Source organism: Haloarcula sp. CBA1127, from assembly GCF_001485575.1.
In the GTDB taxonomy this organism is placed as follows: Archaea; Halobacteriota; Halobacteria; order Halobacteriales; family Haloarculaceae; genus Haloarcula.
This window is the reverse complement of sequence record NZ_BCNB01000006.1, coordinates 1,238,791-1,261,844: the sequence shown is the minus strand read 5'-3', so window position 1 is coordinate 1,261,844 and position 23,054 is coordinate 1,238,791. Positions and strand designations below refer to the sequence as shown.

General features: G+C 64.7%; 24 protein-coding genes. 12 read left to right on the top strand and 12 right to left on the bottom strand.

Features of this window, described 5'->3' with window-relative positions; genetic code table 11:
* Positions 1 to 20: 20 nt before the first annotated feature.
* The 3 genes from AV059_RS11020 to AV059_RS11010 all read left to right on the top strand — a co-directional run bounded on the left by AV059_RS11020 (position 21) and on the right by AV059_RS11010 (position 2,509).
* Complete coding sequence (locus AV059_RS11020) at positions 21 to 1,079, top strand: threonine-phosphate decarboxylase (RefSeq protein ID WP_058994454.1); 1,059 nt, start codon at positions 21 to 23, stop codon at positions 1,077 to 1,079.
* Positions 1,072 to 1,788, top strand: a complete 717-nt coding sequence (locus AV059_RS11015; protein ID WP_058994453.1) for an adenosylcobinamide amidohydrolase — start codon at positions 1,072 to 1,074, stop codon at positions 1,786 to 1,788. The genes AV059_RS11020 and AV059_RS11015 overlap by 8 nt, the downstream gene beginning before the upstream one ends.
* A 70-nt stretch (positions 1,789 to 1,858) precedes the next feature.
* Positions 1,859 to 2,509, top strand: coding sequence for a cob(I)yrinic acid a,c-diamide adenosyltransferase (locus AV059_RS11010; protein ID WP_058994452.1), 651 nt, complete (start codon positions 1,859 to 1,861; stop codon positions 2,507 to 2,509).
* A 25-nt stretch (positions 2,510 to 2,534) separates the two neighbouring features.
* Here the strand turns inward: AV059_RS11010 and AV059_RS11005 are convergent, their stop codons facing one another.
* Positions 2,535 to 2,804: a hypothetical protein gene (locus tag AV059_RS11005; RefSeq protein WP_058994451.1), complete on the bottom strand. Its 270-nt coding sequence runs from the start codon at positions 2,802 to 2,804 to the stop codon at positions 2,535 to 2,537.
* Between the two features lie 75 nt (positions 2,805 to 2,879).
* Between AV059_RS11005 and AV059_RS11000 the strand changes: the two genes are divergently transcribed.
* Genes AV059_RS11000 through AV059_RS10990 form a run of 3 tightly spaced genes read left to right on the top strand, consistent with a single transcriptional unit; the run spans position 2,880 to position 5,737 of the window.
* Complete coding sequence (locus tag AV059_RS11000) at positions 2,880 to 4,358, top strand: cobyric acid synthase (protein WP_058994450.1); 1,479 nt, start codon at positions 2,880 to 2,882, stop codon at positions 4,356 to 4,358.
* Between the two features lie 60 nt (positions 4,359 to 4,418).
* Positions 4,419 to 5,186, top strand: coding sequence for an AAA family ATPase (locus tag AV059_RS10995; protein ID WP_058994449.1), 768 nt, complete (start codon positions 4,419 to 4,421; stop codon positions 5,184 to 5,186).
* The gene (locus AV059_RS10990) at positions 5,183 to 5,737 is read left to right on the top strand and encodes a hypothetical protein (protein ID WP_058994448.1); all 555 of its coding nucleotides are present in this window, start codon (positions 5,183 to 5,185) and stop codon (positions 5,735 to 5,737) included. Before AV059_RS10995 ends, AV059_RS10990 begins: the two co-directional genes overlap by 4 nt.
* A 74-nt stretch (positions 5,738 to 5,811) precedes the next feature.
* On the opposite strand, the gene AV059_RS10985 is transcribed toward AV059_RS10990, so the two are convergent.
* From AV059_RS10985 to AV059_RS10975, 3 genes are all read right to left on the bottom strand, one after another.
* Positions 5,812 to 6,045, bottom strand: a complete 234-nt coding sequence (locus AV059_RS10985) for an HTH domain-containing protein (protein ID WP_004591182.1) — start codon at positions 6,043 to 6,045, stop codon at positions 5,812 to 5,814.
* Between the two features lie 312 nt (positions 6,046 to 6,357).
* Positions 6,358 to 7,173, bottom strand: a complete 816-nt coding sequence (locus AV059_RS10980; protein ID WP_058994447.1) for a winged helix-turn-helix domain-containing protein — start codon at positions 7,171 to 7,173, stop codon at positions 6,358 to 6,360.
* 68 nt (positions 7,174 to 7,241) lie between these two features.
* Complete coding sequence (locus AV059_RS10975) at positions 7,242 to 8,846, bottom strand: cryptochrome/deoxyribodipyrimidine photo-lyase family protein (RefSeq protein ID WP_058994446.1); 1,605 nt, start codon at positions 8,844 to 8,846, stop codon at positions 7,242 to 7,244.
* Positions 8,847 to 8,993: 147 nt separating this feature from the next.
* Between AV059_RS10975 and AV059_RS10970 the strand changes: the two genes are divergently transcribed.
* Positions 8,994 to 9,506 carry a hypothetical protein gene (locus AV059_RS10970; RefSeq protein ID WP_058994445.1) on the top strand — a complete coding sequence of 171 codons (513 nt, stop codon included), beginning with the start codon at positions 8,994 to 8,996 and terminating at the stop codon, positions 9,504 to 9,506.
* A gap of 59 nt (positions 9,507 to 9,565) precedes the next feature.
* Here AV059_RS10970 and AV059_RS10965 read toward each other — a convergent pair whose 3' ends face one another.
* From AV059_RS10965 to AV059_RS10935, 7 genes are read right to left on the bottom strand one after another with little or no spacing between them, the layout of a single operon-like run.
* Positions 9,566 to 10,099 carry a hypothetical protein gene (locus tag AV059_RS10965; protein ID WP_058994444.1) on the bottom strand — a complete coding sequence of 178 codons (534 nt, stop codon included), beginning with the start codon at positions 10,097 to 10,099 and terminating at the stop codon, positions 9,566 to 9,568.
* A complete protein-coding gene (locus AV059_RS10960) occupies positions 10,096 to 10,500 on the bottom strand; it encodes a hypothetical protein (RefSeq protein WP_058994443.1) in 405 nt (134 codons plus the stop codon). The genes AV059_RS10965 and AV059_RS10960 overlap by 4 nt, the downstream gene beginning before the upstream one ends.
* The gene (locus AV059_RS10955) at positions 10,493 to 11,197 is read right to left on the bottom strand and encodes a hypothetical protein (RefSeq protein ID WP_058994442.1); all 705 of its coding nucleotides are present in this window, start codon (positions 11,195 to 11,197) and stop codon (positions 10,493 to 10,495) included. Before AV059_RS10955 ends, AV059_RS10960 begins: the two co-directional genes overlap by 8 nt.
* Complete coding sequence (locus AV059_RS10950) at positions 11,194 to 11,640, bottom strand: hypothetical protein (protein WP_058994441.1); 447 nt, start codon at positions 11,638 to 11,640, stop codon at positions 11,194 to 11,196. Before AV059_RS10950 ends, AV059_RS10955 begins: the two co-directional genes overlap by 4 nt.
* Complete coding sequence (locus AV059_RS10945; RefSeq protein ID WP_058994440.1) at positions 11,633 to 12,358, bottom strand: hypothetical protein; 726 nt, start codon at positions 12,356 to 12,358, stop codon at positions 11,633 to 11,635. The genes AV059_RS10950 and AV059_RS10945 overlap by 8 nt, the downstream gene beginning before the upstream one ends.
* Complete coding sequence (locus AV059_RS10940) at positions 12,355 to 14,247, bottom strand: type II secretion system F family protein (RefSeq protein ID WP_058994439.1); 1,893 nt, start codon at positions 14,245 to 14,247, stop codon at positions 12,355 to 12,357. The genes AV059_RS10945 and AV059_RS10940 overlap by 4 nt, the downstream gene beginning before the upstream one ends.
* Entirely contained in the window at positions 14,237 to 16,474 is a 2,238-nt protein-coding gene (locus tag AV059_RS10935; RefSeq protein WP_058994438.1) for a type II/IV secretion system ATPase subunit, read from the bottom strand. Before AV059_RS10935 ends, AV059_RS10940 begins: the two co-directional genes overlap by 11 nt.
* A 377-nt stretch (positions 16,475 to 16,851) precedes the next feature.
* Between AV059_RS10935 and AV059_RS10925 the strand changes: the two genes are divergently transcribed.
* The 5 genes from AV059_RS10925 to AV059_RS10905 all read left to right on the top strand — a co-directional run bounded on the left by AV059_RS10925 (position 16,852) and on the right by AV059_RS10905 (position 21,445).
* Positions 16,852 to 17,373, top strand: coding sequence for a hypothetical protein (locus AV059_RS10925; protein ID WP_058997569.1), 522 nt, complete (start codon positions 16,852 to 16,854; stop codon positions 17,371 to 17,373).
* A gap of 85 nt (positions 17,374 to 17,458) precedes the next feature.
* Positions 17,459 to 18,136, top strand: coding sequence for a helix-turn-helix domain-containing protein (locus tag AV059_RS10920; protein ID WP_058994436.1), 678 nt, complete (start codon positions 17,459 to 17,461; stop codon positions 18,134 to 18,136).
* 124 nt (positions 18,137 to 18,260) lie between these two features.
* Complete coding sequence (locus tag AV059_RS10915; RefSeq protein WP_058994435.1) at positions 18,261 to 19,037, top strand: SDR family oxidoreductase; 777 nt, start codon at positions 18,261 to 18,263, stop codon at positions 19,035 to 19,037.
* A gap of 248 nt (positions 19,038 to 19,285) precedes the next feature.
* Positions 19,286 to 20,506, top strand: a complete 1,221-nt coding sequence (locus tag AV059_RS10910) for an FAD-dependent oxidoreductase (RefSeq protein WP_058994434.1) — start codon at positions 19,286 to 19,288, stop codon at positions 20,504 to 20,506.
* A gap of 87 nt (positions 20,507 to 20,593) precedes the next feature.
* Positions 20,594 to 21,445 (top strand): translation initiation factor eIF-2B, encoded by an 852-nt coding sequence (locus tag AV059_RS10905; protein ID WP_058994433.1) that lies wholly within the window; start codon positions 20,594 to 20,596, stop codon positions 21,443 to 21,445.
* Between the two features lie 6 nt (positions 21,446 to 21,451).
* Here the strand turns inward: AV059_RS10905 and malQ are convergent, their stop codons facing one another.
* The gene (gene malQ, locus AV059_RS10900; protein ID WP_058994432.1) at positions 21,452 to 22,942 is read right to left on the bottom strand and encodes a 4-alpha-glucanotransferase; all 1,491 of its coding nucleotides are present in this window, start codon (positions 22,940 to 22,942) and stop codon (positions 21,452 to 21,454) included.
* Positions 22,943 to 23,054 lie beyond the last annotated feature (112 nt).

The following is a 23,054-nucleotide window of genomic DNA, read 5'->3' as shown; positions in this document are numbered from 1 at the left end:
GCCCACCGTAGCCACTGTCAATGGACCCTGATTCGGTCGAGGGCTTGCGGGCGAGTGGCGGCGAGGGACCCGGAGACGCCATCGGTCCGGACGGGCGCGTGCCACACGGCAGTAGCGACGACCCAGACCTCATAGATTTCAGCGCGAACACAAACCCCCGCGTTCCGACGGAGGCCGCGGAAGCGTACCGCGCGGCGTTCGAGGCCGCCCGCTCGTATCCGGCGGACGACTACCCCGAGTTCCGCGAGGCCGCGGCGTCCTTTGTCGACTGCGACCCAGCGCAAGTGATACCCACGGCCGGCGGCCTCGAAGCCATACGGCTGGCGATTCAGACGACAGTCCGGGCGGGCGATAGCGTCCTCGTCCCGTATCCGAGCTTCGGCGAGTACGCCCGTGAGGTCCGGCTTCAGGGCGGGACGACGGAGTTCGTCCCGCACGACGAACTGCTGACCGCCGACCCGGACAGTCACGCGCTCGCCATCGTCTGCAACCCGAACAATCCGACCGGAGAAGCCGCCGACCCGGCGGCGCTCCGGGCCTTCGCTGATGACTGTCTCGACGCTGGAACGACGCTACTGGTCGACGAGGCCTTTCTTGGGTTCACCGACGAGCAGTCGCTGGCGGGCCATGAGGGCGTCATCGTCGCACGCTCGCTGACGAAGCTGTTCGGCCTCCCTGGCATCCGGATGGGCTATGCCGTCGGGACCGGCGACGCCGGGGACCGACTCGCCACCGCGCGACGCGCCTGGTCGATGAGCGCCGCCGCAGCCGCAGTCGGCGCACACTGCTACGGGCAAGCTGCGTTCGTCGCGGAGACGAAAGCCCGCGTCGCCGACGAGCGAGCGCGGATGCGCGAACGCCTCAGCGACCGCTTCGACGTGTCCCCCTCCGATGCGCCCTTCCTCCTGCTGTCGGTCAGTGATACCGACGAACCCGTCGACGACCTTCTGGCCACGGCCCGCGAGGCCGGTATCGTGCTCCGGGACGCCCGCACCTTCCGCGGGCTGGACTCGCACATACGCGTCGCCGTCAGAGCTCCCGAAGAAAACGACCGGCTGCTGGACGCGCTGGATGTTTGAGACGGCTGTCCGGGACGGTGTCTGCCAGATTTGCCGGGAGGGAGCCCGCTGGCTCTCGACGTCGTGGGACGGCGGCTACCGGAGCGCCGATGCCGTCTACAACGTCACCGTCCCCGAGGGGTTCGAGCGGACCGACCTCGACGCCTACCGCGCCGAGCGGCTGTCAGGGACCGGCTTCGCCGTCGGCCCGGCACTTCTCACTGGCGTTCACATGGAGCACGCTCGCTGTGCCCGGGGTGGCCCGGTAGCAGTGCTGGCGACGGCGGGCCTCTCGAACCCCGCGGCGTTGCCGATGTCGGGAGAGGATGAAGCGGCTGACGGCGGCAGGACAGTATCGGACCAAGCAGACAGCCCTGATTGGCGTCCCGGCACGGTCAATCTCATCGTCGGTGTCGACCGGGCGCTGGACGAGGGCGCGCTGGCGACGCTGCTCGCCACCGCCGTCGAGGCAAAGGCTGCGACGCTGCTGGATGCAGCTGGCGTCCCCGGAACTACCTCGGACGCGGCCATCGTCGGCTGTGTCCCGGGCGCTACGTCCGCTCAGTTCGCCGGCAGTGCCACAGAAATTGGGGGTGCCGCCCGTGTCTGCGTCCGCGACGCCATCCAAGCGAGTCTGGCCGCCCGCTACGGGGGCGACGCCCTGCCGACCGTCGACGGCGCGGAGTACGGCGTCATCACTGACCGGGATACCGAGTTTTTCGAGCCGTGACGGGGGAAGTCTACCCGACGGCGTTCCCGGAGTCCAAACGGCTAAACAGAATCCAATCGAACAGACGGGTATGAGTGACAATACGGCCGGACCGACCGCCGAGCCCATCAGTCCGAGCGCGCCCGAAGAGTTCGGGCTGGTACAGGTCTGGTGGGGCGACGGCAAGGGCAAGACGACGGCAGCGCTGGGGATGGCGACCCGCGCCGTCGGCCACGGCTACCGCGTCCACCTCCTGCAGTTCATGAAAGGCGGGACCAGCACCGTCGAAGACGTACGCGGCGAGTACAACGCCATCGCCGCGCTCCCAGGGTTTTCCTACGAGAACGCCGGCCACTACGGCTGGCACGGCTTCCTCGACGGGAGCGAGGACGACGAACACGAGGCTCGTGCGAAAGGCGCGCTCGACCGCGCCCAGGAGGTTGTGCAGGCCAGCGCCGACGCCGACCTTTCGACGCCACAGGACGCCGACGGCCCGCCAGAGGCGGGGGTCAATATGCTCGTCCTCGACGAAGTTCTCTACGCTGCGAACCGCGGCCTCGTCGACCCCGAGGACGTACTTGAACTTATTGCGGCCAAGCCCAGCGACCTCGAACTCGTCCTCACAGGCGGCCACGAGCGGCCGGAGTTCCTGACCGATCACGCGGATCTCATGACGGAGGTCAGCAAGGAGAAACACCCCATCGACGCCGGGCAGGGCGCGCGGAAGGGAACTGAGTTCTGAGCGTCCCGGCGTCCCAGAGAGGTACTTACCGCTCGGCTAGCAGGGCATCGACAATCTCGCAAGCCGCTTCGACGTGGTCGTCGGCAACGGCATCGTCGGTGCTGTCGACGTGCGACAGGATGTGGTCGACGGTCGCCAGCCGCTCGGTTAGCACGTCTTCGGAGAGCTTACCCTCAGCAATGTCGGCGGCGACGGCCTCCGCCTCCCCGAGCCACCGGCTGGCCGTGCGTTCGACCGGCCGCTCCCCGGTTTTCGCAAGGTGTTCGTGGAGGGCTTGGAGTCGTTCGTCGGTCACGGACAGACTTCGGCAGGCCGAGACAAAGAACTCTCGCCGAACCACTGATGTTCCAGGCGGCCCCAGACCGTCGTGATGGCCAACACGCTGCTGGTCGCCGGGACGGCCAGCCACGTCGGCAAGTCGACCGTCGCAGCCGGGCTCTGTCGCTATCTGGCCGACCGTGGTGTCTCGGTCGCGCCGTTCAAAGCCCAAAATATGAGCAACAACGCCCGGGCGACGCCGGGCGGCGAAGTCGGTGTTTCGCAGTACGTCCAGGCCCGTGCGGCCGGCGTCGCGCCGTCGACCGACCACAATCCAGTGCTGCTGAAACCGCGGGGTGACGGCGAATCACAGCTCATTCTGGACGGCGATGCGGTCGGCCACTTCGAGGCGCGAGGCTACTACGACGAGCACTGGGAGGACGCGCTGGAGACCGCTCGCGCGGCCCACGACCGACTCGCGCAGTCCCACGACGTGATTGTCGCCGAGGGCGCGGGTTCCATCGCCGAAATCAATCTCCACGACCGCGACCTGGCAAACATCGAGACGGCGCGCTTTGCCGATGCCGACATCCTGCTCGTCGCGGACATCGAGCGCGGCGGCGTGTTCGCCTCGCTCGTTGGGACGCTGGAACTGGTCCCCGACGACATCCGCAAGCAGGTGGCCGGCGCGGTCATCACGAAGTTCCGTGGCGACCAGTCGCTGCTTGACCCCGGCATCGATGCGTTCGAGGACCGAACCGGCGTTCCCGTCCTCGGCGTGCTTCCACACGACGACCCCGGGCTTCCCGAGGAGGACAGCGTCGCGCTGCCGTCGGTCGGTGAGCGGTCCGTCATCGGCGACGATGACGGCGTGCCCGAAGCAGAGAGCGTTACCGTCGCGGTCCCGCGGCTCCCGCGCATCTCGAACTTTACCGACCTCCAGCCACTCGCCCACGAGCCTGGCGTCAGGGTCGCGTACGTCCCGCCCGACGACGCTCTCGACGACGCCGACGCGGTGGTCTTGCCGGGGAGTAAGAACACTGTCGACGACCTGCTGGCGCTTACCGACGCTGGATTCGGCGACCGTCTCCGGGCGTTCGACGGCCCCGTCGTTGGCCTCTGTGGCGGCTACCAGATGCTCGGTGACGAAATCACGAACGCTGCAATCGAAGGGACCGGCGACGCGGACCGTGTCGAGGGACTGGGCTTGCTCCCGGTGACGACGGAATTCAGCGAATCGAAGACCGTGGAACACGTCGAACGGACCCTCGACGGTGTCGGACCGCTCTCCGGGGCGAGCGGGACCGTCGAGGGCTACGAGATTCACATGGGCGACTCGAAGCTGACGGGTGCGGCGGCCCGCCCCTTCGACAGTGACGGAGCGGCAACTGGCAGCGTTCTGGGGACATACCTCCACGACCTCTTCGTCAACGACACTGCCAAGAATGCCTTCGTGAGAAATACGTTCGAAAGTGCTGGTATTGCCCTCCCAGCGGCAAGCGAGCGAGCCGACGACGACCCCTACGAACGAGCGTCCGGTCTCATCACCGACCACGTCGATCTGGGACCGCTCGGACTGCCCGAGCGGTGACTGTTTGATACTACCTCAATTTCCGGAAATTTATATACAGCTAGCTCGCAATATTCCCCAATGGTCGAAGTGTTCGCGGTCGCCAGTGGGAAGGGCGGAACTGGCAAGACGACGAGCACCGTCGCCCTCGGGATGGCGCTTGCCGACCGCTACGACGTGACAGTCGTCGACGCCGACACGGGCATGGCGAACCTCCTCTTTCACGCCGGCCTCTCCGACGCCGAGACGACGCTACACGACGTGCTGGCCGACGACGCGCCCGTCGAGGCGGCCGCGTACGACCGGTTCGGGCTGACCGTCGTCCCCTGTGGAACGAGTTTGGACGGTTTCAGGGACGCCGACCCGGGCCGGCTTCGAGACGTGGTTGCGACGCTTGCAGAAGACACGGATATCATTCTGCTGGACTCGCCACCAGCGTTAGACAGCCGGACCGCAGTCCTGCCAATTGTGCTGGCCGACCGCATCGTCGTTGTCCTCCAGCCGACGATTCCCGCCATCTCGGACGGGCTGAAGGTCCAAGAGTATGCGACGACCTACGACACAGACGTGGCCGGCCTCCTGTTCAACAAGGTCCGCGAGTCCGAATCCATCGAACAAGTCTCAGAGAAGACCGAGCGGTACTTCGACGGGCCGACACTGGCCGCGGTCCCCGAAAGCGAGCGGGCCCGTGAGGCACGGCGTGCCGGCCGACCGCTGCTTGCCCACGCTCCCGAATGCGAGGCGGCGACAGCCTACCGAGCGGCCGCCGAATCGCTCACCGTGCGGGATGGGACGGCCGCCGACGCCGCCGACCGGTTCCAGAGCGCCGTCATCCCCGAGTCATTATGAAGCTGCCCCGCGGCCGTCTCGACAAGTCCCGTGTCGTCACGGACCCGCGGGACACGCTCGCGGACGTGCTTGACCGGGAGCTGACCGGCTACGCCGTCTTCGAGTCCCAGGAGACACTCCTGCTCGACGGCGAGGGGCGGGGCGTCATCACGTTTACCGACGGCGTCCCCGTGCTGGCCTACCATACCGGGACAGACCGCGGTGGCCCCCCGGCGCTTGCAGACCTCGCCATCCCCGGCCCGTATCACGTTTCGCTGTACGCGCTCGACGCCGCCGACCTCGAATCGGCTCACGAAGCAGCCGACCTGCGAGTCCCACCCGGGATGCCCGCCGAACGGCTGGGTGGCGACCCGGCACTGGCTGATAGTACACGACGGGCAGCCCCCGAAGAGCGTCTATCGACACCAGAGGACGACGCGACGACAACTGCGAACGGAGCCGCGGAACAGAGCGCCGTCGAAGCGTTCCTCGACGATGCGGAGAAGATCGAGGCGATCAAACAGCAGGCGCGCTCGGAGGCCCGCGAACGCGCTCAGGAGTGGGATTTCTGAGGGACTCGTCTAGCTGGAGTTCGATACACCCGCCGAGGTCGGCACTGTCCGGCCGTACTCTACACCAATCGAGATCAGTCTGCTCGGACCGGGATCCACCACACCCGCGACCGGCCCCCGACTTTCTTGCTCGTGATATCTGTCTCTGATTCGAGGTCGTGGAGTTTGTTCAGTGCGGTCCGGCGCGAACAGCCGAGTCTGTCCGCCACCTCCGACGCCGTGAGTGGCTCCGCGTAATCGCTTCGGTGTTTGAACACCTCGATAACGTCCGATTCAGTGTACTGGATCTCTCGTCCAGGCGGAGACATACTTCTGTCAACGATTGCCACACACTTATACTGTCGGCTATTATTTCATTCTGGGTGAAAGTATAGAAACACAGCCTGTCATTGTCGCAAAACGATCCCGGATGTCGGATCAGACTGGCACGAACTTCCTCAGTTGTTACAGCCCCTGTAACATGTGTTGGCACCTAAAACAGTTACAGCGAATAAGTATAGGCACCCACCGGCTATACCATGCTTCGGGGATACGCAATCCCGCCCTCCAGTGAGTGCTGGCGCGCCGACCAGTGCTCCCTTCGGCCCTTCCACACCGGACGCCATCCGTGAGCGACTGGATTACTGCTTGTTTTCCTGCACCGACGGGACTGATTCAAGCGGCTGTGACCGCGCTCTGTATCGGTCGAACACTGTCTCAGCCCAGTTATAGACCGCTTTGGCATCAGATTCGGCTATTGCCCGGACGTTGTTCCGGTCGTCGTAGGCCGCCAGACAGACCTGTGAGCGGTCCAGTGCGAGGCCGATATCGAGTGGAGCATCGTGGACGTACGTATCGATGTTCTCGTGTTCGACGCCTCGCTCTAGTTCATCCGAGAAATCGGACGCGGACCGTTCAAGCACGCCGTGATCGATGATGAATTCGATATGCGTCCCCGTTTCGAGCAGGTCTACCGCGACATCGTTGAACACCGATGTAACGATGGGCGAGATGGCCCGAACGTCGCCGTCGACCTCGTGCAACCAGTCTGTGAACCGATCAATCGCGGCCAGCGGGTTCTGTTCGGAGCTCGTCGTGAGACAATCGGGGTCTAACAGCTCCGCCGGGAGATCCGCCGCGATGGAACCGAGGTGGGCGGCCAGCGGACCGACCGCCTGAGCTCGTTCGACCTCGCTCATGAGTGCCGTGTACTGGTCTAACACCCGCTGTCCAGTCACCGTGAGCCGGTACTCACCGTCCCGTTTGACGACCCACTGGCGCTCGGAGCAGCCCGCGAGTATCCGCTGGATTGTGGTCCGAGTCGCGTCCACCGCATCGCACAGATCGGTGGGCCGTGCCGGACGCTCCCGGAGCTGGGCCAGCACCGCGAACCGCTGTGGTGACCCAGTAAGGAACTGGCAGTCCTCGAAAACGGTGTCGTCTGGACCCTCCGCCATTGGATACGTCTGTGTGGCCGACCGTCTTAGCCTCTTTGGCGTTTGGCAACATTGCCCGAATGGTGGGGCTACTCGCCACCGAACGAGCCGAGACTGGTCTGGGTCCCGCCGTCTTCCATGCCGTTCGACGCATCCGTCCCGTGTTCGGCGGCGATACGTGTAGCGGCCTCGCGGCCGCCGGAAAACGAGGCGCGACGTGCAATCGTTGGGTCGTGCAGGGCATCGGCCGCGTCGGCACGGACTTCCTCGTACCGCCTGCGGAACGCCTGTCTGGCCGCGTCGTAGTCGACGACCGGGTGCGGATAATCCTCACCAATGTCGACGCCACAGGACGCCTGCACGTGGACCGGCGTCTGCTCGGGCCGGTCGAGGTACTCGTCGGGGAGCGAATCGAGTTCGGGTACCCACCGGCGGATGAACTCGCCGTCCGGGTCCTGATCGCGGACCTGCTTGCGAGGGTTATACAGCCGAAGGGCCGGCTTGCCAATCAGTCCGCACTGGGACTGCCACTGCGTGTAGTTGATCGCCGCCGAGGCGTCGATGAGGTGGTGATAGAACCAGTCCGCGCCGATCCGCCAGGGCTGCTGGAGGAGGTGATAGTAGACCGACGCACACATCGCCCGCATCCGGAAGTTGAGCCAGCCCGTCTGTTTGAGACACCGCATCGACGCGTCGACCATTGGAAACCCAGTCCGTCCGTGCTTCCAGGCATCCACCAGATCCGGATCGTACTGCTCCGCGTTGAACCCCTCGAACACCGGGTTCACTGCCGTATCGAGCCAGCCGGGCCAGTCTTCGAGTTTCTGCTCGTAGTGTTTGTTCCAGAACAACCGCGAGACGAACATCTCTTTCCCGCGGCCGTCAGGTGCGTGCTCGTCGATGTACTGGATGACCTGCCGAACAGAGAGACACCCAAAGGCGAGATACGGCGAGAGCCCGCTGGTCCCGTCTCGTGCGTCCGTCGGCGCAGAGATGTTCCCCGGGTAGTCGTCGATCCGCTCGGCGAACGCTGACAGCCGTTCGCGTGCTGGCCCGGTCCCGCCGCGAGGAACGTCGGATTTCGACGGCGTGACATCGTAGTGGTCCTCGATCGCGCCGATGTCGATACCGCTGTCGAAGCTCCGTGAGGTGACAGTGCTCGGGTTCCAGTCGTACTGGTCGGCGGAGAACCACGCCGACACGTCGTCCTGCCACCCCTCGCGAGTCTCTGTCCGGTCGCGAACCAGCCCGTCACCGTCAACGAAAGTAACATCGCACTGTTCTTGCACGCGCCGGTCCCGTTCCTGGCCGTAGCGTCCGGTGGGAACGGCCATCGTCACGATATCCCAACCGGCCTCGCGGAACCGCCCCAGCACGTCCACCGGGTCCCCATGTGCGTAGGTGAGCCCGCAACCAGTGGCGGTGTGGTACTGGTCTGAAAGGTCGACCAGACAGTCGTGCAGGAACCGGATGCGACTGTCACAGGCGAGGCCGTCCGCGCCGTAGAACGCCGGGTCGAACACGAACAGCGGGAGCACATACTCGGCCGTTGCAGCCCTCGCTACCGCAGCCTGGTCACGAATCCGAAGGTGTTCACGATGCCAGACGACCGTCCCGGCTTCGTCGTCGGCAAGCGTCGGAATCGCGTCTTGCCGTGGTGCGTCCAGCGTCGCTTCCGACTCTATTCCCGCCATACGCGCTATTAGTTCAGTATTGGACCACAGGCACCACTGTCTTTCGTCTCTCGAAGCCACAGTGTTCGAGAGAGCGACCGCAGGGACTGGAGGGAGCCGCGATCGGCTACCAGAAGGATTACACCGCGAGACCCGCGCTAGTGGGTAATGGAATTCGAGTCCACACGCCGCCGATTCATGGAACTTGCCGGAGCAAGCGCGACAGTGTCGCTCGCTGGCTGTAACGCCCTTCAGGGAGGCGACAGCGACGGGACGAACACGGGAACAGGGTCGCAAAGCCAGAGCGCGGACGGGGAGCCTGCAACGGTGACAGTCGTGGTTGAACCGGACCAGACGCAGTTGCGGGAACGACAGCAGGAGATCCAATCCGAAATTCAAGCGGGGAATCTCACACAAAGCGAGGCACAGGCGGAATACCGCACCGCACAGGAGAACCTAGCTGAAGACGCAATCAGTTCTTTCGAGGAGCGTGCGACATCTGAGTTCGATCTCACTGTCGATGATTCCGTTTCCCAGGCGGGTGCGCTGTTGGTCAGTGGTCCGCCGGCCGGCCTCATCGGTTCCCTTTCAATCGAAAGTGTCACTGGTATCCTCTCGCAAACAACGTTCGAGGAGATCCGGTCGCAGGTTCGAACTGAAACGCCGGGCGCGACGGAGTAACGCACACTACGGACCGTTTTCTGGTTTGCGGCGAGAGGTGCAGTTTTTGCTCCAGCCGCTCACCGCGAGGACCGACCGCTGGTCTCCAGAACCACGGTAACAGTGGTTTCGCCGCGTTCGGTCGTCGTCGTCACGTCGAAGCCGACGGCGAGGACGTGCGTACGGCCCACCCGATCCTGAGCGACGACGCCGCGATCGGCGACGCAGTCTTCGAACTGGCGGTCCGGCCCGGACGGACAGTTCGCGTCTTTCCACTGCTGTGCCGCAGTACCGTTGTAGGTTATATTGTAGTGGACACCGTCTTCGATTCGGGACGTCTGGAGTCGGTCGAGCCGAGGTCCCAATCCAGTGCGAACGGCCGTCACTGCCGAATCGTTCGCGGCCCAGGCGTACTGACTCGGGATAGATGCGCTCTCAGTTGCGACGGTCCTCTCAAGGACCCGAAGCGCGTCAGCAGACGGGTCATCATCGTAGTCTGCTGTCGCGCGAACGTCGTCGTGATACCCCAGTTGCAGGGACGCAAAGAGAATCGGGACAAGTGCGACAGCCACGACTGTGGCCGCAACGAGGACTAGCTGTCCGCGCCGGGTCATGCGTACCACACGATAATTTGGGCACTCCCATAGCCCGTCGGTACAGTTGCGGTCCCGGTGCTGACACCCTGTGGCGTCGGCGTACCGACCGCCCCGTGCGGTGTTTCGACCCGGAACAGAACGTTGTCGGGGAGAATGCGGGCGACCCGGTTCGACAGCGCGTCCCGTTCGCGGTCGAAGGCCGTCGGACTCGACACGATCTCCTGCAGCCGCGTCGCTCCGCCGTGTCGCGGCGGGTCGTTAGCGAGGAGTGCCGCCGTATCCGAGGCGTACGCATCAAGCTGTGGGCCCTGTCGGTCCGGCGCTGGCGTCCCCAGGGCAAACCCGAGCGCGACGCCGAGAATCAGTACTGTCCCGAGGGCAACTTCCACGAGCGACAGCGGCAGCTGGGCCCTACGCATCGACGGTCACCACCAGCGTTTCTTTCGTCGACCGTGGGGCGTCGTAGCCGATGGTTACGTTCCCGGGTTCGAGTCGACCGGCCCGCTGGAAGCGCAGTTCCGTCGTCTCGTAGGGCACCAGCGAAACCTCGTAGCTGCCGTCCAGCCCGCTCCGGTTATGGAGGACGACCCGGTCGTTAGCACGGACCGTCCAGACGGTCGTGCCGGCCGGCGGGTCGATGGTTACAGTGGCCTGTGCGCTCCGGCGAGGGAGCGTTACCGCGTCGGTCGTCGTCAGGTCGGGCGTGAGTGTTCGTGGTTCCCGAGCCTCGACCACGACGAGACGGCTGATCCGGGTGCCGCCCTGCACTGTGCCGCTGCGTGCGATCTCCTCGTCAGCCACCTCGACGCTGACCGCATACTCGCTGGCCGGCGGTGCGCTCCCCTCCAGCGCCGCCCGGTCGAAGTTGTCTACCCGGGATTGATTGAGCACGTTGCTCCGGGCGGCTAGCGGTCCGTCCGCCGCAACGAGCCGGTCAGCAATCGCGGCGGCGACCCGTCGTTCGTCAGGAGTTCTATCTGCACCAGCAATCGCCGTGTCGGCAATCGCAATCCCCAGACCAGTGACAACGGTCAACAGCACGAGCGCGATGCCGAGCGCTGGGAGCGATGTCTGGGCACGCGGCCTGTGGTCAGGGACGCAACGCCGTTCGGTCATCGCTCTGCCTCCAGCGTCACTGTCACGCTCCCCCGTGTTCCGGAGACGGCGACCACGGTCGGACTACCGCTCTGCCATTCACCTTCGAGGGTATCGACTCTGTCGGGCAACAACGGCTGTGTTCGGCCGCCGATTTCGGGGTCAGGATGGTCGAGGACGAGCGCATCTCCGTCGGTCCGGACGCTGTATCCTGCACCGTCGATGGTGGCCGGCAGCGACACCCGAACAGTTGCAGAGACGGCCCGAGCATCCGGCGGGACAGCCTGCTCGACGCGGGCTGTCGCTTCGGCGAGCGTCCGGTCGCCGAGTTCCGCCCCGACGGCGGATTGGTACGCTGGGACAGTGCCGCCGTACAGCGTGGTTGTCACTAGTCCGATGTACAGCAGCACGAGCCCCATGCTCAGCAGTTTCTCGACGACGGTGCTGAGCGCACGGTTATCCATACCCCACCTCCGTCCGCATATCGTGGCGGACCAGATACAGCGTCCGCTGGCCGGGGAAGGTCGCCACGACGCTCTGGACGCCGTCGCCGTCGATGTCCCTGACCCGCGTGGTTGCACCGACACGCTGGAAGGACTCGGTGAACGGACGGGGCGTCTCCGTCTCGATAGCCACGCTGTAGTTGTCGGACGGGAGCCGTTCACGGTTGTGGCTGATGTTCTGCCGGATGCCCGCGGACACACCGCCGGTTCCGGACACCGTGCCGCCGCTGGCGTTGACCAGCGGCGCGCCGACGATGACCGCCGTGTCGTCCCGCGTCGCCGTCACCGGCGGGTCCGTTTCGAGCCACGCGTTCCCCGCTGTGCCGCGCACGACGCTCCCGCCGAGAAAGCGAACGCGGTTGTCGCCAGAGTCGTACACTATCGAGTCGATGCGGACCGTCCGCTGAACTCCGGAATCGTTGAGCACTCGGAGTTCTCGCTCCACTGTGGTCAGCCGCCCTTCAGTAAACCGAACACGGGCCGTCTGGTGGCCCGTCTGCTCGACCGGCCGGAACGCCGTCTCGAACGTGTTGGCGACGCGGGTCTCGTCGGCGGTCGCAGTGTGGCCGTCGACGACGGTTCCGACGACAGCCGTCAGCCCACCGAGCGCGACGACGGTCAGTCCCAGCAGCAACACCACGCCGACGACGTGTGACTGGGCGCTGGTGTCGGGATTCAAATCAGACCAGCCCCCGCGAAGACGACGTAGGCGATGAATACCAGCCCCGAGGAGTGCAACAGCGCTTCGTAGACGCCGCGACTCGCCGTGCCGGCGAACCAGCCACAGGCCAGCATCGTCGCCTGCGTGACGACGTAGAACCGGTGTTGCTCCCGGGCCGGCTTGATCGCAGTCGGGTCGAAGGCAATGTTCGCGCCGCCCGAGACGGCGGATAGTTGCGCGAAGCTATCAAGGACGTATATGTTGACGGCGACGGTGATGCCGATGACGAGGAGCGCCGTCGTCCACCCGACGGCAACGTAGACGAGCAGGGCTGAGCGGATGGATTTGCGCAGGTGGTAGAGTTGCCCTATCTCTGTCTGGAGCGTTTCGAACACGTCCTCCGCATCACTCCCCGTATCCAGCGCACCGACGACCAGCCCGATGGTCTGTTCGGCCATCGGCGTACCGACGCGGTCAACGAACTGGTCCAGTGCCGCGGCCCGCCTGTCGGCCGCAGCGTCGCCGGGGCTGTCACCGAGCGAGAGCGTGAACGCGAGCGACTGGACGTCGCTAGCGAGCGCACCGAGTTCTACATCGTCTGCGACACGTCGGACCGCTTCGGGAAACGGGCGGCCCAGCGCGACGTGGCCGGCGACAGCGTGAACGAAGTCCTGAATCTCTCGGTCCTTCGCGTCGTCCGCTCTGGCCCGGCGGACCGTTACCACACCGACAGGGACGCCGACGGTGGCATACGAGAGGAGCGCGACGTTGACCGGCCGGTAGCCAAGTGACCAGAGGCCTGCCGCGATGACGGCTCCAAGCGGTACGCAGGCGAGGAGTGCGCTTGCAGGGTTCGACGGAATCGTCGCGAGTATCGCGACGGGGCTGTCCGGCAGGCTGTAGCTCGGGGCGGCCGTGTTCCGTGGGCGAAGCGTAGCAACGACGAAGGCTGCCAGCAGGCCGGTGGCCATCACGAACGCCGCACTCCCGTAGACGACGATGGCGCGGACGGTCGTCTCGCCCAGCGGCGTCGCGACCGGGTCGGAGAGGCCGGGCGCGAGAATGCCCATCACGGTGACGATGAGTACCACGAGCGCGGGCAGGACCAGCAACACGACGAACAGTTCCGCGAGCAATTCGAGATAGCCGGTCGCCCGTTCGTGCTGTCGGCTCTGCTCGTGTGACAGCAAGCGGCCCTCCATCTCCAGATATCCCTCCAGCGCCTCGGCGCTCTGGTTCGCGTGTTCGCGGAACTTCAACAGAAACGGCGCAAGCAGGTCTCGTGAAGGCGTCTCGCTGGCGACCCGCTCAATACCGGTGTCGAGACTGCCGGTGAGAATGCCCTGATTGAGCGCGCGCCGGAAGGCGACTGCCGTCTCGCCGTAGGCGTCCTGTTCGGCAACGGCGCGGAGCATCTCGCGCCGGTCGTGCGTTCCGGAGGCGAGGACTCTGAGGTATCGGACTGCGCCGGGAAGCGTGGCTGCGATGTCCGCGCGCCGCGCGCTGGCGATCCACGAGAGATACCGGTTCCCGGCGACGAACACGCCCCGTTTGAGCGTGAGTCCAGCGATGGTTCCGAGGACAGTGGCCACGAGAAGTCGAGGGACTTCCGGTAGCGCCAGTCGGTTAATCACGGGAAGGCTCTGCTGGAGCACCGCGACGAACGAGTTGAACGTCTCCGGCGGCACGAGCATCGCTGCCGTGGCGGTTCCGACAACGCCCACAACGAGTGCCAGCCACGAGAGCCCGTACACCCTGGCAACGTAGACGCCGAAGCCGGCACTTGGATAGGCGGCCCGGTAGCGGTCGCGCGTGCTTGCGTGGCGGCCGTCCTCGGCGTGGTGGGCGAACAGGGCGTACAGACCCCGGTCAAGCAAGCCGAGCGTCCCACCGCCCTCAGTCGTCACCCGTACCGACCTCCAGTTGCGGATTATCGGGGGTGCCGGCCTGTCGCCGCAGTCGCTCGACAGTCGCTGCCTCGTTCGTCTCCAAGTCGGCCAGAACGCCGAACAGGTCGTCGAAGTCGGTCAGTTCCTCCTGAACGAGGTACTGGACGTAGCGGTGGCGACGGTGGAACGCGTCCTCGACAGCCGACACCGGTTCGTCACGGAGGTTCGACAGTCGGTTGAGAATACCGGTATCGACCTGCCGCCGGTCATCGCCGAACTGCGGGTGGTCGTAGGCGAGTTCGAAGCTCCCGTCGGGCCGCCGCCAGCAGACGCTGTTCCAGTGGATAGTCGTCCCGTCCTTGTGTATCGTCCCGCTCCGATCGTTGCCGCTCTCGACGGCGGACGGATCGTCGACGAACTCGACCACCTCGCCGACGTAGCGCTCCCCATCGACGTGCCGGGGGAACACGACGAGGTCGATTTCTTCGAGCAGGTAGGTCGGCACGCCCTTCTCGATAACGCGGTTGACTAGCGACTCAATGTCGCCGGCGTGGGTCGTCCCGATAACGCCGTGGCCGGTGTTGAGCGTTTCAGCGAAGGTTTCGAACGACGCGGCGGTGTTGATCTCTGCGATGACCTCAACATCCGGGTTCAAATAGTTGCACTGCGTCATCAGATCGGCCATCGTCACGCGGCGGTGGTCCTGCTCGTGGTCCCGAGTAGTGAGCGAAACGCCTGTCTCGTGGGGAATGCGGACCTCACGCGACCCTTCGTCGATACTGATGGGGCGGTCCCGATACGGGATAAACGGCATATGCGCGTTCATAAGGGTCGTTTTGCCGGCTCCGGTGGGCCCCGAAAAGAGGACGACGCCGTGGGATTCATACAGGAGCCACAGCAGCGCGACCAGTTCCGTCGGCAGCGAATCGCGCTGGACCAGATCGACCGGTGTCATCGCATCGCCCGACTGTTTCCGGATGGAGATGTGGGGCCCGCCTTCGCTGATAGTCGGCAGGGCAACGGCACAGCGGATGGTGTCGTCGGCGTCGTGGAGGCCATCGCCGTCGGGGTCGATGTTGACCTTCGCGCTCGGGTTCGAGGCGTTGAGTTCGACGCCGTCGTCGGCGGCCAACTGCGTGACGACGTTGACGAACGCGGCCTCCGAATCGAAGGCGAGATTGGTCGGGACGCGGCCATCGTGGCCGAGGTCAGCGCGCGGGAGGACCTTCACGCGTTCGTCGACCCGGTTCGCCTCAATGTCCTCAAGCGTGTGGTCCCGGATCGGGACAGTAAGTTTCCCGTAGCCGACCAGGTCCCGAAGTACGTAGTACAGCAGGTCATCGAGGCGGTCGTCGGCGAACCGATGGTCGACCGGCGGCACAGCCAGATCGAGTTCGGCCAGCGCCGACCGTAGGCGGTAGCGGGCGGCGTCGACCCACTCGGTCGTGTTGCGAACAGTTAGCTGCCGAGCCAGTAGCGAGCGGGCGCGCTCCCGGACGAACTCGACGCGGTCCTGAACGACGCCATCGACGCCGGTCTCCCAGACGCGCTCCTTGCACACCTCGATGAGTTGTTCGTCGCCGGGGAGCAGGTCAGGCTCTCGAACCGCGTACTTCGTCGTGAACGGGTCAGCACCGAGGAGATGCTCGCGGTAGACGACGACCGGAATCTCGAACCCCTGGAACCGGACGGTGTGACGCTCGACACGCTCGCTCGCAAACCGGTTGAGATACGCTGGGTCCGGTCCGAGGTCAGTCTCGGCTGGAGCGTAATCGTCGGTGTGGACGACGACGCCATCGTCAGTCACATCGGCGACGTCAATGCGAGAATCCAATGCGTATGGGGTCAGGTCATCGAAACACGCCAGCGACGAGAGCGCATGGTACTCGATTCGACGACGGCTCGCCGGCGACGCATCGATCAGTCGGTCGATGACCCGGCGGTGTTTCGCGTCGAATCCCCCGTTCATCCGCTCGACGGCTCCCTCACGCGTCCGTGGTCGCTCGATGTTCGCACCGGCAAAGTGCGACTCGACGGTCGACAGTGCGTCGGCCTCCGTCGCTGAAAGAACCGGATTACGAACATCGTACCGGAACCCGCTGCGTTTCCGTCGGACGGTCACGACGACGCCCGGATACACCTCGTCTTGCTCGCGAACGTCCGGCGCGTACCAGGCGTCGGCGGCGTCCGGTGGGGTCGGTGCGGGGACCACCGGTGCAGTCTCCGTGCCAGCCTGTGCGGTCATACGCGCTTTTAAACTATCCATTATACTTAAAGTTGTAGACTTGATTTTGCGTAATTTAGTCAAAATATAAGAATCAGAGAGATAGGATATGGGTGGGCGGTATAGATCAAGGAAAGTGGTTTGCTAACATAGTACAGTAGCAACATAGTGGACCGCCAAATAGTGTCGAAATCACTAAAATAGGGTGGCAAACGCGGATACGTCCGCTCGTCGTCTACCTGAATTTGGACTTTCGAGATATGCACCAGAATTAACATAATTGTGCCCGCAAATCAGTTATCTGGATGAAAGAAACGCAGCCAGCGACAAGCACTGCTAGTCCAGAGTCGACACCCACCACGCGCCGACGGCTCCTCAAAGGAGCACTTGGTGCAGGGGTGACCGCGGCAGCGGTTCCGAGCCTGAGCGGCGTCGCGGCAGCCCATTTCCCGATTGAGATCGCGATCGACATCCAGCCCGAGAACGCGGAGAACTTCATCGACCTGTCGGAACACGAAACCGTCACCGTCGCAGTCAAGCAGTCGGAGTTCGTCACCAGCGACGGAAACAGCGAGACGTTCGACCCCACTGATCGGGCCGTTCGCTATCGGTTCGGCTCGCGTCTCGCACTGGAAGACGGCGAGGGCGCTCGACCCGTCGACGATGGTGAGATCAGGGAGCCGGACGACGATGCTGCGGACGGCCAGTCGTCGCTCGTGCTCACGTTCCCAGTCGATGAGATGGGGTTCGACGGTGGCGAGGAGACAGCATGGCTGTACTGGGAGCGAGACGAATCCGGGGACCACGGCTATGCCGGCTTCGATTCCGTGCGGGTGTATCGTGGACATCCACGGGGTAACGGCCTGATCGAACAGCTACAGCGATTGCTGGGAGGTGAGACAGCGTCCAGCGCTGACTGAGCGTCTTCGAGCCCGGAGCGGTGCTATCAGCGCGTGTCGTAATCGCTATGCTGGCGACTTTATACGTCGAATCCGATGAGACGCTATGGCCATCGTTGCAGAAATCCTCCTCGCGGACGAGACCCTTCCGCTGGTCGGCGTGGTGGACTCGATTCCGAGCGGTGAGCTTTCGATTTCGAACGCTGTCGGCCTCGAAGGCGGAAAGCTGCTGCTTACAGTTAGCGTCGACGCCGACTCCCGTGGCGCGTTTGAGCGCGAACTGGACGCACAGCCACAGATCACCGACGCGGCGGAGATCGGGCAGACGGCCGATGGCTGGTTCTACAAGATTGTTGTCGACAACGCACCGGATCTCATCGCGTCACACGACCCGGAAGAGTTCGAGGGCGTTGCGATGGACGCGACGGTCACCAGCGACGGAATACGGGAGCAGAAGGTGTTCTCCGACTACGAGGCGTTCAGTGCGCTACGGGACCGGTGTGCGGTCAACGACATCCCGCTCGAACTGCTGAACATCGCTTCAGACCCCGAAAATCCTGGCGAGCGCGACCAGTTCGGGCTCACGGACAGGCAGTATCGGGCGATGTCCGTCGCCCTCTCTGCGGGGTATTACGACTCCCCGCGTCGGTGTTCGACGGCGGAACTCGCCGACAAGCTCGATGTGTCGGCCGCCGCGGCGTCCGATCTCCTGCGCCGAGCCGAAAAACAGCTCATCAGTTCGACGGTCGGCCCCGACCAGTTCCGGAACGCACTCGCACAATGACATCCTTCTCGGCGTGAACGCCGGGGTAGCCATTCTCCTGTTCGACTTTGGCTCCCCGTCGGTATATAAATGGGCTTATCAGTAAGCAAAGCACGCTCGTGGCTGTCGCAGCTACTGAACACCGATGGCAGATAAATCTGAGATAGACGACGACCAGAGCACACAGCGACTTGCAGGCGACGTTGCGATTGTCACCGGCGCGTCATCGGGAATTGGTGAGGCAACTGCCGAGGCGCTCGCTGACGCGGGCGCGAGTGTCGCGCTCGCGGCCCGACGCGCTGACGAACTGGAGGCCCTTGCGGACCGAATCGAGTCAGCCGGCGGGGATGCGCTGGTTGTACCGACCGATGTCACTGACGAGGACGACATCGACTCACTGGTCGATGCGACGACCGACGAATACGGCCGTATCGACATTCTCGTCAACAACGCCGGCGTGATGCTTCTCGAACCGCTGGAACGAGCAGACCGCTCGAACCTCCGGCAGATGGTCGAGGTAAATCTGCTCGGGCTGATGAACCTCACCCACGCAGTGCTCCCGGTCATGCAAGAGCAGGAGAGCGGTCACATCGTCAACGTCTCCTCGGTCGCGGGACGCCGCGCATCGGCCGATTCGAGCGGCTACAACGCGACAAAGTTCGGGGTGAACGCGTTCACTGAGGCCGTCCGGCAGGAAGTAACGTCAGAGGGCATCCGGACGACAGTTATTGAACCGGGTGCTGTCGATACGGAGCTCGCGACGCACGTGCCGGACGAGCAGGTGCTGGAGCGGTTCGCGGAGATGGACCTCCCGATGCTCCACCCCGACGATATCGCTCGTGGCATCGTGTACGCGACGAGCCAGCCCGCCCGCGTGGATGTGAACGAACTCCTGATCAGACCGACCGGGCAGGATATCTGAGGCGGCCGCGGCGCTCGTCGGACGAGATGTAGCGACAGTCGGCTCGAAACGGCATCTCTGCTGTTTTTCCTGCGCGTGGTCGACGGTACTGGCCGCCGAAACCGGCTGTTAGTTGCTCGAAACAGTAGCACTGTTACGCCGTGTGCGTCGCCATCGTTTGAGAGGGGGACTGTCACTGAAACGGGTCGCACAGTTGCCGAAACCCCCGGTATCGGAGGACCCTTACGTCAGCTACCCTAATCATATACATGGCAATTGAGACGGATGTCCTCGTCGTCGGTGGTGGCGCGACCGGCGCTGGCGTCGCTCGTGACCTGGCACTCCGCGGTGTCGACGTGACACTCGTCGAGCGTGACGGCCTGACAAGTGGCACCTCCGGGCGCTCACACGGACTGCTGCACAGCGGTGCCCGCTACGCCGAGGCGGACCGGGTCGGTGCCGAGGAGTGTATCACCGAAAGCCGGATACTCAAGGAAATTGCCGGGGCCTGCATCCGCGACACCGGAGGGTTGTTCGTCCAACTCGCCGGGGACGACCCCGACTACTTCGAGGCCAAGCGGGCGGCCTGTGAGGAGATCGGCATCCCGGTAGAGACACTTGACGCCGACGCGGCCCGTGAGCGAGTGCCCGACCTCGCATCGGATGTTGAGCGCGCGTTCGAGGTTCCCGACGCCGTCATTTATCCGTCGCGGCTCGTCGCCGCGAACGCTGCAGACGCCCGCGACCACGGCGCAACGATACACCCACACGCGCCCGTCGAAGACGTACTCGTTGAGGACGGGCACGTGGCCGGCGTGCAGGTCGGCGGGACGGTCGAGGACACCATCGAGGCCGACTACGTCGTCAACGCGACCGGTGCCTGGGCGGGCGAGTTCGCCGCGATGGCCGGCCTCGACGTTGAGATGCAACCCACGCGGGGCGTGATGGTCTCGGTCGAGTACGACGACCTCGGGCCGGTGCTCAACCGTTGTCGGGAGCCCGACGACGGCGACATCGTCGTGCCACACGAAAGCGAGGCCGTCCTCGGAACGACGAGCGTGCCCGTCCGCGACCCGGACGAGTACGAGACGGAGCAGTGGGAAGTCGAGGAGAGCATCGAGGAATGTGCGGCGATGCTGCCCTCGGTCGCGGACGCCCCCGAGGTCCGGACCTGGTGGGGCGTCCGGCCGCTGTACGCGCCCGACGAGGCCGAGCGCGGCCGCGGCATCTCGCGGGGCTTCTTCTTGCTCGACAACGCCGACGACGACGTTGACAACATGGCGAGCATCGTCGGCGGCAAGCTGACCACCTACCGGCAGATGGCCGAGGCGACGGCCGACCTCGTCTGTGACGACCTCGCTGTCCACGCCGCTTGCCGGACTGCAGACCAGACGCTCCCGGGCGTCGACGACCCGGCGCAGTTGGACGCGCTCGTGGCCGAGTTCGACGGGCAGGGCCCGACTGACGAAGACGTGGTCGGGTCAGCGTAACCACGCCCATCGTTGCCCGGATTCAAACCGGAAGAGGGAGCGTCAACCGGCTGTACCGTTATAAGGGTGGCAGCCGCACATGCTCTCATGATAAACGAGACCGTTCGGCAGATCGAGGAGATGGAGACACAGAGTTCCTCGATTGCCGCCGTGAAAGCCGCCAGAGCGCTCCGCGAACTGACAGACCGCGAGTGCCACACGGTCGAGGACTTCTGCCGCGTCGTCGAGCGCAACAGCAGCGCACTCCAGCGAGCGAATCGTTCGCACGCGCCGCTCTACACCACACAGCAACGTATCGTCACAGACCTGAAAGACGCCGATCTCGACTCTGTCTCGGCGGCCAAGGAGCGATTGCTTGAGACGATCGACGAGGTCGTTACGGAAATCGAGACCAGCAAGGACCGCGCAGCGGAGCGAGCAGCGACGCTCATCGACGACGGCGACGTGCTGGTGACACACGAAAACTCCTCAACGGTGATGGCGACGCTCATGGCGGCACTGGACGACGGCAAGGAGTTCCACCTGTACGCGAGCGAGTCCCGGCCGCATTTTCTGGGCCGTCGAACCGCTCGCCAGTTGGCCGACCGGGACGGAGCCGACGTGACGCTCATCGTCGACGGCGCAGTGGGCCATTATCTCTCGGAGGCCGACCGCGTCTTCGTCGGCATGAACTGCCTCATCGACGACGTGGTGTACAATCGTATCGGAACGCTCCCGCTGGCCGCGACGGCTAACGAGATGGACGTCCCCGTGACCGTCGTCGGAACCTCCTCAAAGTTCATCGGTAGCGGCTTCACGTTCAGGAACACGTTCCGGCAAGGGGCCGACGTGATGCTCGAGCCGCCGGAGGGGTTCGACATCGGCAACCCGGGTTACGACGCGACCCCGACCCGCCTGCTCGATACGGTCGTCACGGAGGACGGCATCCTCCAGTTCTGAAGGATCTTAGCGGATCGTCCTGTCGGTGACTTGGCGAAGTCGCTCGGCGATGTCGGCGTCAAGCGCTGCGTCGGTCACCCGCCACTGCCAGTTCCCGGTCGCCGTGCCGGGGACGTTGAATCGGGCGTCGCTGTCGAGGCCGAGCAGGTCCTGCATGGTCGTCATCGCGACGACCGCGTTCGAGTTCCACACCGCCTCGATGAGGTCCCAGTTGATTTCGTCTCCGTCAGTGCCGAGGTTGTAGTGGAGACAGTCCCGTTGTCGGTCCGCGAGGTCGCGGTAGTAGCCGACGATGGTGTCCGTGTCGTGGGTCGACGTGTAGCCAACGGCGGACTCTGGGTAATGCATCGGCTGGTACATGTGCCCCTCTTCGCACCAGTCGGCGTACTGCGGCACACGCATCCCGGGGAAGCCGAACTCGTCCCGGAGCGCGACGATACTCTCGTCGAGAAAGCCCAAGTCCTCGACAAAAAACGGGAGTTCGCCGAGCCTGTCTCTGACCGTCTCGAAGAAATGCGTACCGGGGCCGTCCCGCCACTGTCCGGCGGCCGGGTCGTCCGCTTCGGCCGGAATCGACCAGAACTCGTCGAAGCCTTTGAAGTGGTCGATGCGGGCGATGTCGACGAGGTCAAACAGCCGCTCGAACCGGTCGACCCACCAGCCGTAGTCGTTCGCACGGAGAGCGTCCCAGTCGTACACCGGGTTCCCCCACCGCTGGCCGTCATCGCCGGGGTTGGGCGGCACGCCAGCCACCTCTGCAGGGTGGTGGTCGTCATCGAGTCGGAACACCTCTGGGTACGCCCAGACGTCCGCCGAGTCGAGACCGACGTAGATGGGGAGGTCGCCCACGAGGCCGATGTCCCGCTCGGCCGCGTAGTCGGCCAGCGCCTGCCACTGGCTGTCGAAACACCACTGGACGAACTTGTGATAGCGAATGTCGTCGGCCAGTTCGTCTTGATATCGCTCCATGGCCGCTGGCTCGCGCGTTCTGATATCGTCCGGCCAGTCCATCCAGCCGGCATCGTCGAACTCGGCTTTCAGCGCCGTGAACAGTGCGTAGTCGTCGAGCCAGCCGGCCTCGCGCTCACAGAACTTGGTAAATGACTGCTGGTCCGCGTCGCTTGCGCCCTCCTCGAAGCCGGCGTACGCGTCCCGGAGCCGGGCTTCCTTGAACTCGGTTACGCGGTCGTAGTTGACCTGCTGTCCTGAGAGGTCGTCGGGCGGTTCAGTGTCGGCCTCCGTGAGATAGCCGCGGTCGACGAGGTCCCGCAGGTCGATGAGCAAGGGGTTCCCCGCGAAGGCGGACGAGGACTGATACGGGGAGTTCCCGTGGATGCTCGCCGTCGGCCCGAGCGGGCAAAACTGCCATAGCGACTGGTCTGCCCGGTCGAGGAAGTCGACAAACGCCCGCGCGCCGGCACCGAGGTCACCGATGCCGTGTGGCCCCGGAAGCGACGTCAGGTGGAGAAACACGCCACTCTGCCGTTCAAATTGCATACGCATCTGTTGCCCTGACAGGCATTTCAATGGGCGGGGTTTTTCGAGGAGGAGAGAGGTCGGGTGGGATACCGTCGTGTCCGTGTCAGGACGTTGCGGCGGGGGTACGCAA

What these genes read in the sequence shown, in the direction of transcription:
- AV059_RS11020 (WP_058994454.1), top strand. Translation starts at nt 21, where the DNA reads ATGGACCCTGATTCGGTCGAGGGCTTGCGGGCGAGTGGCGGCGAGGGA.
- AV059_RS11015 (WP_058994453.1), top strand. Translation starts at nt 1,072, where the DNA reads ATGTTTGAGACGGCTGTCCGGGACGGTGTCTGCCAGATTTGCCGGGAG.
- AV059_RS11010 (WP_058994452.1), top strand. Translation starts at nt 1,859, where the DNA reads ATGAGTGACAATACGGCCGGACCGACCGCCGAGCCCATCAGTCCGAGC.
- AV059_RS11000 (WP_058994450.1), top strand. Translation starts at nt 2,880, where the DNA reads ATGGCCAACACGCTGCTGGTCGCCGGGACGGCCAGCCACGTCGGCAAG.
- AV059_RS10995 (WP_058994449.1), top strand. Translation starts at nt 4,419, where the DNA reads ATGGTCGAAGTGTTCGCGGTCGCCAGTGGGAAGGGCGGAACTGGCAAG.
- AV059_RS10990 (WP_058994448.1), top strand. Translation starts at nt 5,183, where the DNA reads ATGAAGCTGCCCCGCGGCCGTCTCGACAAGTCCCGTGTCGTCACGGAC.
- AV059_RS10985 (WP_004591182.1), bottom strand. Translation starts at nt 6,045, where the DNA reads ATGTCTCCGCCTGGACGAGAGATCCAGTACACTGAATCGGACGTTATC.
- AV059_RS10980 (WP_058994447.1), bottom strand. Translation starts at nt 7,173, where the DNA reads ATGGCGGAGGGTCCAGACGACACCGTTTTCGAGGACTGCCAGTTCCTT.
- AV059_RS10975 (WP_058994446.1), bottom strand. Translation starts at nt 8,846, where the DNA reads ATGGCGGGAATAGAGTCGGAAGCGACGCTGGACGCACCACGGCAAGAC.
- AV059_RS10970 (WP_058994445.1), top strand. Translation starts at nt 8,994, where the DNA reads ATGGAATTCGAGTCCACACGCCGCCGATTCATGGAACTTGCCGGAGCA.
- AV059_RS10965 (WP_058994444.1), bottom strand. Translation starts at nt 10,099, where the DNA reads ATGACCCGGCGCGGACAGCTAGTCCTCGTTGCGGCCACAGTCGTGGCT.
- AV059_RS10960 (WP_058994443.1), bottom strand. Translation starts at nt 10,500, where the DNA reads ATGCGTAGGGCCCAGCTGCCGCTGTCGCTCGTGGAAGTTGCCCTCGGG.
- AV059_RS10955 (WP_058994442.1), bottom strand. Translation starts at nt 11,197, where the DNA reads ATGACCGAACGGCGTTGCGTCCCTGACCACAGGCCGCGTGCCCAGACA.
- AV059_RS10950 (WP_058994441.1), bottom strand. Translation starts at nt 11,640, where the DNA reads ATGGATAACCGTGCGCTCAGCACCGTCGTCGAGAAACTGCTGAGCATG.
- AV059_RS10935 (WP_058994438.1), bottom strand. Translation starts at nt 16,474, where the DNA reads ATGACCGCACAGGCTGGCACGGAGACTGCACCGGTGGTCCCCGCACCG.
- AV059_RS10920 (WP_058994436.1), top strand. Translation starts at nt 17,459, where the DNA reads ATGGCCATCGTTGCAGAAATCCTCCTCGCGGACGAGACCCTTCCGCTG.
- AV059_RS10915 (WP_058994435.1), top strand. Translation starts at nt 18,261, where the DNA reads ATGGCAGATAAATCTGAGATAGACGACGACCAGAGCACACAGCGACTT.
- AV059_RS10910 (WP_058994434.1), top strand. Translation starts at nt 19,286, where the DNA reads ATGGCAATTGAGACGGATGTCCTCGTCGTCGGTGGTGGCGCGACCGGC.
- AV059_RS10905 (WP_058994433.1), top strand. Translation starts at nt 20,594, where the DNA reads ATGATAAACGAGACCGTTCGGCAGATCGAGGAGATGGAGACACAGAGT.
- malQ (WP_058994432.1), bottom strand. Translation starts at nt 22,942, where the DNA reads ATGCAATTTGAACGGCAGAGTGGCGTGTTTCTCCACCTGACGTCGCTT.